Genomic DNA, 6184 nt, shown 5'->3' on the forward strand with positions numbered 1-6184 from the left:
CACGAAGCTCCCGCTCCACGCCTTCATCCAGTTCGATCGTCTTGGCAATCCGCATCGCTCCAGCCTCCTGGGCGATGGGAGTATGCCGAGCAAAATAAGTTCTACAACTTCACGTGCACTGCACTAGGAGTTGTCTTTGGATGGCCCTGAGGTGCTTGACGAGGACCGGTCTTGTCTTCGGGTTCTTCAGTTCGGTGGGCAAGCGGCTGAGCCAGTGGCTGTTGGGACCGACGTCTTTCCCACGCAGCGCTGATAACTGGCGTGACGTTGGGAGCGGCTTCTTGCCCATCACCTCGATGAAGTGATCCAGTTGGGCCGGGGCACTGAACACCAGTTCATGTTCTCCGAACTCCACGTGTAGGTGCGGGTACCCATAGCTTGGGTGTGGTTGCGGTGCGGGAGGTTCATATGCGTGGTCCTCGTCCCGCCGCGGCACGTGGACCCAATACGCCATCGGCGCGTGCAGCCAACTCTATTTCCAGCTGAATCGAAAGCGCGAAAGCATGGCGTCCGAGGCCTAACGTTTGAGGTAACGCGCGACCGCCGGCGGAGCGCCAGGGCCGCGAGGCAGATGATATGCCTTGGCTGCCTCGCGGCCCTGGCGCGCAGCTGGTGGGCGTCGCGTTGACCGAAGGGTTAGGCCGCATTCCTTGGAGCGCAGACCTACCAACTACTACATGCCCGCGACCCGAACCTTGTACGTACTGTGCTGCACGGTGGGCTTGTCTTTGCAGCCGCCGCAGACGACCTTGAAGTTGCGTTCCTCACCGGGCGAAACCGAGCCGTTTAGGACATGCGAGCACTGCTCCACAAACTTGCCGGCGGAATCAAAGAGGTCGACCTCTACATTGGCAAACCGAATTGCTTCCGTCGTATCGTTCCTGACTGTCCCAAGAACGAGCGTTTGATCCTCGCGCTCTACCTTCTCATGCTTGACGATCTGAAGGTTCTTGGTGGACGTTTGATTCCAGACGGAGGCCATCATGTGTTCGGATACGAAGTACATGAGAGCTACACCCGTGATTCCGATTCCGATGCCATAGAGAAGGCCGGTTCCGATCTTCGAAAGAGCGGCATAGAGATGCTTGAGCACGGTTCCTCCTAATGTGTTGTGTGACCGGGTGCCACCTACGCATGCCATGCGGCCTAACGTTTGAGGTAACGCGCCCGCAGCGGCAGGAGGCTTGGGGCGCGAGGCCGATGATAGTGCTGGGCGGCCTCGCGCCCCAAGACGCCTGCTGGTGCGGGTCGCGTTGACCGAAGGGTTAGGCCCGGTTGCTCGTGCAGGCCGTGAACAGCACGGGTTTGAGCTGTGCGCGCTGCCGGGAACGGTGCACATGCTGCGGACGGATTGATGTGCTTGCCCGAGGCGCACGGGCGTGAACATGAACAGCAGTTGACGTGTTTTGCGACCCTGGCCACCGTGGGCACCGAGCGGCGAAGATGGATGGCCGCCTTGTCTTTGGGCACCTCGGGCAGTGCTTCGTTAGCTCGTTGGGCGGGTATCCCGAAGTAGAGCGCGGCCTGTTGTTCTGGCCAGAGCCTTGCCCAGCGCGCTGCAGCTGCATCCGGCTGTTCCACCGCTTGCGCTGGCGTGGTGACGATCGCTCTCGTGCGAACCTTCTTGCAGCGCTACGAGTTGCAAGGTCCTTGCCTACCCCGGGCCTAACGTTTTAGGTGAGGCGCGGCCGCCAGCGGAGCGCCAGGGCCGCGAGGCCGATGATAGGGCTGCTTGGCCTCGCGGCCCTGGCGCGAAGCTGGTGGACGTCGCCTCGACCGACCGTTAGGCGTAGCCTCGACGAAGCGGCAACGGTGGAAGGCTGCAAGAGCAGCCGAAGCTGGGCCAGCGCGCAGGCAAAGAAGGCGGCGCCGGCAGAGCAATGCCGAGGGAGCGCCGCAGGCCAAGAGGAGCGCTCCAGCGATGACGGGCGCTGCGGGCGACGCAGACAGATGAGGCCAAACCTACGCACGAGTTCAGTAGTTGACGACACCGCGGCGCCTGGCTGAGGCTACAGGCGGTTCTCTCTTCTTCTGCGGCCGGAGCGTGCCGGACCACGCAAGCGAAGTGCTCGCCGAGCGACGCCTAACGTTTGAGGTAACGCGCCCGCAGCGGCAGGAGGCTTGGGGCGCGAGACACATGATAGACCTGGGTGTCTCGCGCCCCAAGACACCTGCTGGTGCGGGTCGCGTTGACCGAAAGGTTAGGCGTCGTTTTTCACACCGCTTGCAAAGGAATTCAGATCTTCCACTGAGTAGAAGTAGCTCACCACTTGGCTTGGAGGCCGACTGACCCCCCACTTATCTGCGCCTACCTGGTTGACCTTGTAGCCACGAGACTCGAGTTCTCGCACCGAGGTGGCAACACTGAGGTTCGAAAGTGTTGGTTCGGCTGCGTACCTCCCGATCTTGCCAGCAACGCTCGGTGACGCCGTCTCCTCGATGAAGGGTAGCAGCAGACAGGCTATGCCCAAGCAGAAGGCCCATGCGATGGGAAAGAGAACTAGAGAAAGAGCAAACGCGAAGGGTCCAAGGTACTTCGCGAAAAGCAGAACAGCGAGAAATGTCGCACCCCAAGCGAAGGCAAGGGAGGGCGAAAGCAATTGGGGCGCGCGAGACGAGATGAGGGACCGAAATCCAAAGATCGCTACGACCGCGATGACAAGCGCGACGGCAAGTAGCTCAACCAAGCGACTGACCATCCCTTCTCCGCCCATGGCGTAGGACAACGGAGAAGCAAGGGAAAGAGCGACGAGGACGTGGACTCTGCGCATGAAGGCGACGCCTAACGTTTGAGGTAACGCGCCCGTGCCAGCAGGGGGCTTGGGGCGCGGGGCCGATGATAGGCCTGCGCGGCCTCGCGCCCCAAGCGGCCTGTTGGTGCGGGTCGCGTTGACCGAAAGGTTAGGCGGCGGCGTGCCAGAGAACAAGGTGCCAGTGAAGCGACACAGCGTGCCACAGGACCGCGTGCCGGGCTTGGAGCAACAAGCTTGACGGCCCCGTTCGATGTGGGTGATGCCAGGGACGCGCTGTGGTAGCTGTGCCAGAGTGTTTGCGCAGCCGCGCGGCCGGGCCAGTGCCGTGGAATGGGCGCCGGCCTGCTGCACGCATGGGCCGCGAGCCGAGATCTCATGCATTCGGATACCAGATCCGCCGTCTTAGCTGCGGATGCCCGGCTTGGGATGACGCCGTGGAGGGCTACGCCAGAAGTGCACTCGACGCCATCAGCAAGATGTGCCAAGGCTGACGCCTAACGTTTGAGGTAACGCGCCCGTGCCGGCAGGACGCTTGGGGCGCGAGACACATGATAGACCTGGGTGTCTCGCGCCCCAAGAGGCCTGCTGGTACGGGTCGCGTTGACCGAAGGGTTAGGCCTCGGACGGGTGGTGGCCGTGAACACCGCGGGTATTTGGGGCGAGCCTGACGCGCGAGCTGCCAGAGACGACCGATGATCTTGTTGCCAGCCACTGCCGAGAAGCTACGACGGGTTCGTGAAGTTGAGGGCCTTGCGCTCGGAACCACGGGCAGCGATGACCGTCCTCTCGGGCGCATGCGTACCGACCTACCCTTGAAGATAGGCGGTTGAACTTGTCTTTCGCTGCCGAAGTGCTCGATAGCGACCGCCGCAAGTGCGCGCGCTTGCATTCGGCTGTTCTCCTCGTGGCTGATGTGATGAAGGCCGAAGGTGTGGGGCCCTTCTGGCAGCGCCACGAGTCGTGGTGAACGTGTTCACCCGAGGCCTAACGTTTGAGGTAACGCGCCCGTGCCGGCAGGAGGCTTGGGGCGCGAGACACATGATAGACCTGGGTGTCTCGCGCCCCAAGACGCCTGCTGGTACGGGTCGCGTTGACCGAAGGGTTAGGCCGCACTCTGTGCCCGGGACCGATGGGTGATGGCCTGCCACGGACGGGCGAACGGAGCCAGCCAGCCTATTCTTCGAGCAGTACGAACAACGTCCAGCCTTGAGGCACATGACCGCCTGGCCTTTCGGCAAAGATGAGACTTCCGCCTATTCGATCCGGGTTGTCGACACGACCCTTGTAGTTGACAAACTCAAAGGCGACCTTGCCTTGCACTTCGTACTGTTCCCCCGTTGGTGATTCGAAGGTGCACTGCAGGATTGCGCCAGGTTTGAGGCGATGTGATGCTGCTAGTCCAATCACATCCGGGACGTGCAACTTTCCCTTGATGGGGAAGACATACTCGACATGGTGCTTGATGAGCATTGAAACTCAGGCGCGGAGGAAGTGGCTGACGATGCGGGATGGGTGTTTGTGCGGCCTAACGTTTGAGGTAACGCGCCCGTGCCGGCAGGACGCTTGGGGCGCGAGGCCGATGATAGGCTGCACGGCCACGCGCCCCAAGAGGCCTGCTGGTACGGGTCGCGTTGACCGAAGGGTTAGGCAGCAGCCGGGTTGACACCAAAGGCAGGTGCTTGATGCCACGAGCCACCTCGGCCTTGCGCTCTGCGCTGCGCCGCGGGGTGGTAGCCACTGGCAGGGCCTTCCGACGCGCAGCGCCGGACGAACTGGCTGAAACCGACGGTGGCAAGCGCTGCGGACCTGGCCGGCCTTGGGCATTGCCCTCTGCGCTGCGCCACGGGGTGGTAGCCACTGGAAGGGACTTCCGACGCGCAGCGCCCAACGAACCGATTGGAAGGGAGGGCGGGAGGCGCTGGAGCCGTGAGCTCTGGTGCCGACCACAACCAATTGAGCGGAACCCTTCCGCAAGGCGTTGCAGGTTCCGGCGCTGAGTTGGCATGGCGCACAGAGAACTGGTGGCTGTTCACATGCTCGGCGCGATAGCGCCGCTGAACATGCGTTGCAGTTGCACGGCCGCTCCACCTGATGCCTAACGTTTGAGGTAACGCGCGACCGCCAGCGGAGCGCCAGGGCCGCGAGGCCGATGATAGGGCTGAACGGCCTCGCGGCCCTGGCGCGCAGCTGGTGGGCGTCGCGTTGACCGAAGGGTTAGGCAGCAGCCTGGTGACAGCAAAGGCAGGTGCTCCATGCCACGAGCCACCTCGGCCTTGCGCTGTGCGCTGCGCCGCGGGGTGATAGCCACTGGCAGGGCCTTCCGACGCGCAGCGCCGGACGAACTGACTGAAACCGACGGTGGCAAGCGCTGCGGACGTGGCCGGCCTTGGGCCTTGCCCTCTGCGCTGCGCCACGGGGTGGTAGCCACTGGAAGGGACTTCCGCCGCGCAGCGCCCGACGAACTGACTGGAAGGGATGGCGGGAGGCGCTGGAGCCGTGAGCTCTGGTGCCGACCACAACTCATTGAGCGGAACCCTTCCGCAAGGCGTTGCAGGTTCCGGCTCTGAGTTGGCATGGCGCTCAGAGAACTGGTGGCTGTTCAGATGCTCGGCGCGATAGCGCTGCTGAACATGCGTTGCAGTAGCACGGCCGCTCCACTTGATGCCTAACGTTTGAGGTAACGCGCCCGTGCCGGCAGGACGCTTGGGGCGCGAGGCGCAGGATAAGCGAAGGCGCCTCGCGCCCCAAGGGGCCTGCTGGTACGGGTCGCGTTGACCGAAGGGTTAGGCAGCAGCCGGTTGACAGCATAGGCAGGCGCTCTATGAGGCAAGTTGTCTCGGCCTTGCGATCCGCGCTGCGCCGCGGGGTGGTAGCCACTTGCAGTGACTTCCGACGCGCAGCGCCCGACGAACTGACTGAAACCGACGGTGGCAAGTGCTGCTGACGTGCGTGGCCTGGGCTTTGCCCTCTGCGCTGCGCCGCGGGGTGGAAGCCACGGGCAGTGTCTTCCGCTGCGCAGCGCACCGACGAACTGACTGAAAGCGACCGTGCCAAGCGCCGTAGTCCTGCGCTCGGCTGCCGCTCCAGGTCCTCGTGCGCGGCAGCCTTGCGCAGAACGCTGATGCTTCTGGCTCCAATGGCGGAGTGACGCTCGGCCGCTCGTGGCTGTTCAAGTGCTCGGCGCGACAGCGCCGCTGAACTTGCGCTGCAGTGGCACGGCCGCTCCACTTGCTGCCTAACGTTTGAGGTAACGCGCCCGTGCCGGCAGGACGCTTGGGGCGCGAGGCGCAGGATAAGCGAAGGCGCCTCGCGCCCCAAGAGGCCTGCTGGTACGGGTCGCGTTGACCGAAGGGTTAGGCAGCGGCCTGGTTGACGGCAAAGGCAGGTGCTCCATGCTGCGAGACACCTGGGCCTTGCGCTCTGCGCTGCGC

At 63.6% G+C, this 6184-nt stretch carries 3 protein-coding genes; all 3 read right to left on the minus strand.

What is annotated here, in order from left to right:
• Positions 1-673 precede the first annotated feature (673 nt).
• Positions 674-1093: an FxLYD domain-containing protein gene (locus P1K89_RS33100; RefSeq protein WP_284620800.1), complete on the minus strand. Its 420-nt coding sequence runs from the start codon at positions 1091-1093 to the stop codon at positions 674-676.
• A gap of 1108 nt (positions 1094-2201) precedes the next feature.
• Complete coding sequence (locus P1K89_RS33105; RefSeq protein WP_284620801.1) at positions 2202-2771, minus strand: hypothetical protein; 570 nt, start codon at positions 2769-2771, stop codon at positions 2202-2204.
• 1155 nt (positions 2772-3926) lie between these two features.
• Positions 3927-4223 (minus strand): hypothetical protein, encoded by a 297-nt coding sequence (locus tag P1K89_RS33110; protein ID WP_284620802.1) that lies wholly within the window; start codon positions 4221-4223, stop codon positions 3927-3929.
• Between the last annotated feature and the right edge of the window lie 1961 nt (positions 4224-6184).

This window comes from Aquabacterium humicola (assembly GCF_030167915.1).
In the GTDB taxonomy this organism is placed as follows: Bacteria; Pseudomonadota; Gammaproteobacteria; order Burkholderiales; family Burkholderiaceae_C; genus Pseudaquabacterium; species Pseudaquabacterium humicola.

Bases quoted from the DNA above. Each gene is read 5' to 3' on its own strand.
- P1K89_RS33105 (WP_284620801.1), bottom strand. From the start codon at position 2,771: ATGCGCAGAGTCCACGTCCTCGTCGCTCTTTCCCTTGCTTCTCCGTTG.
- P1K89_RS33110 (WP_284620802.1), bottom strand. From the start codon at position 4,223: ATGCTCATCAAGCACCATGTCGAGTATGTCTTCCCCATCAAGGGAAAG.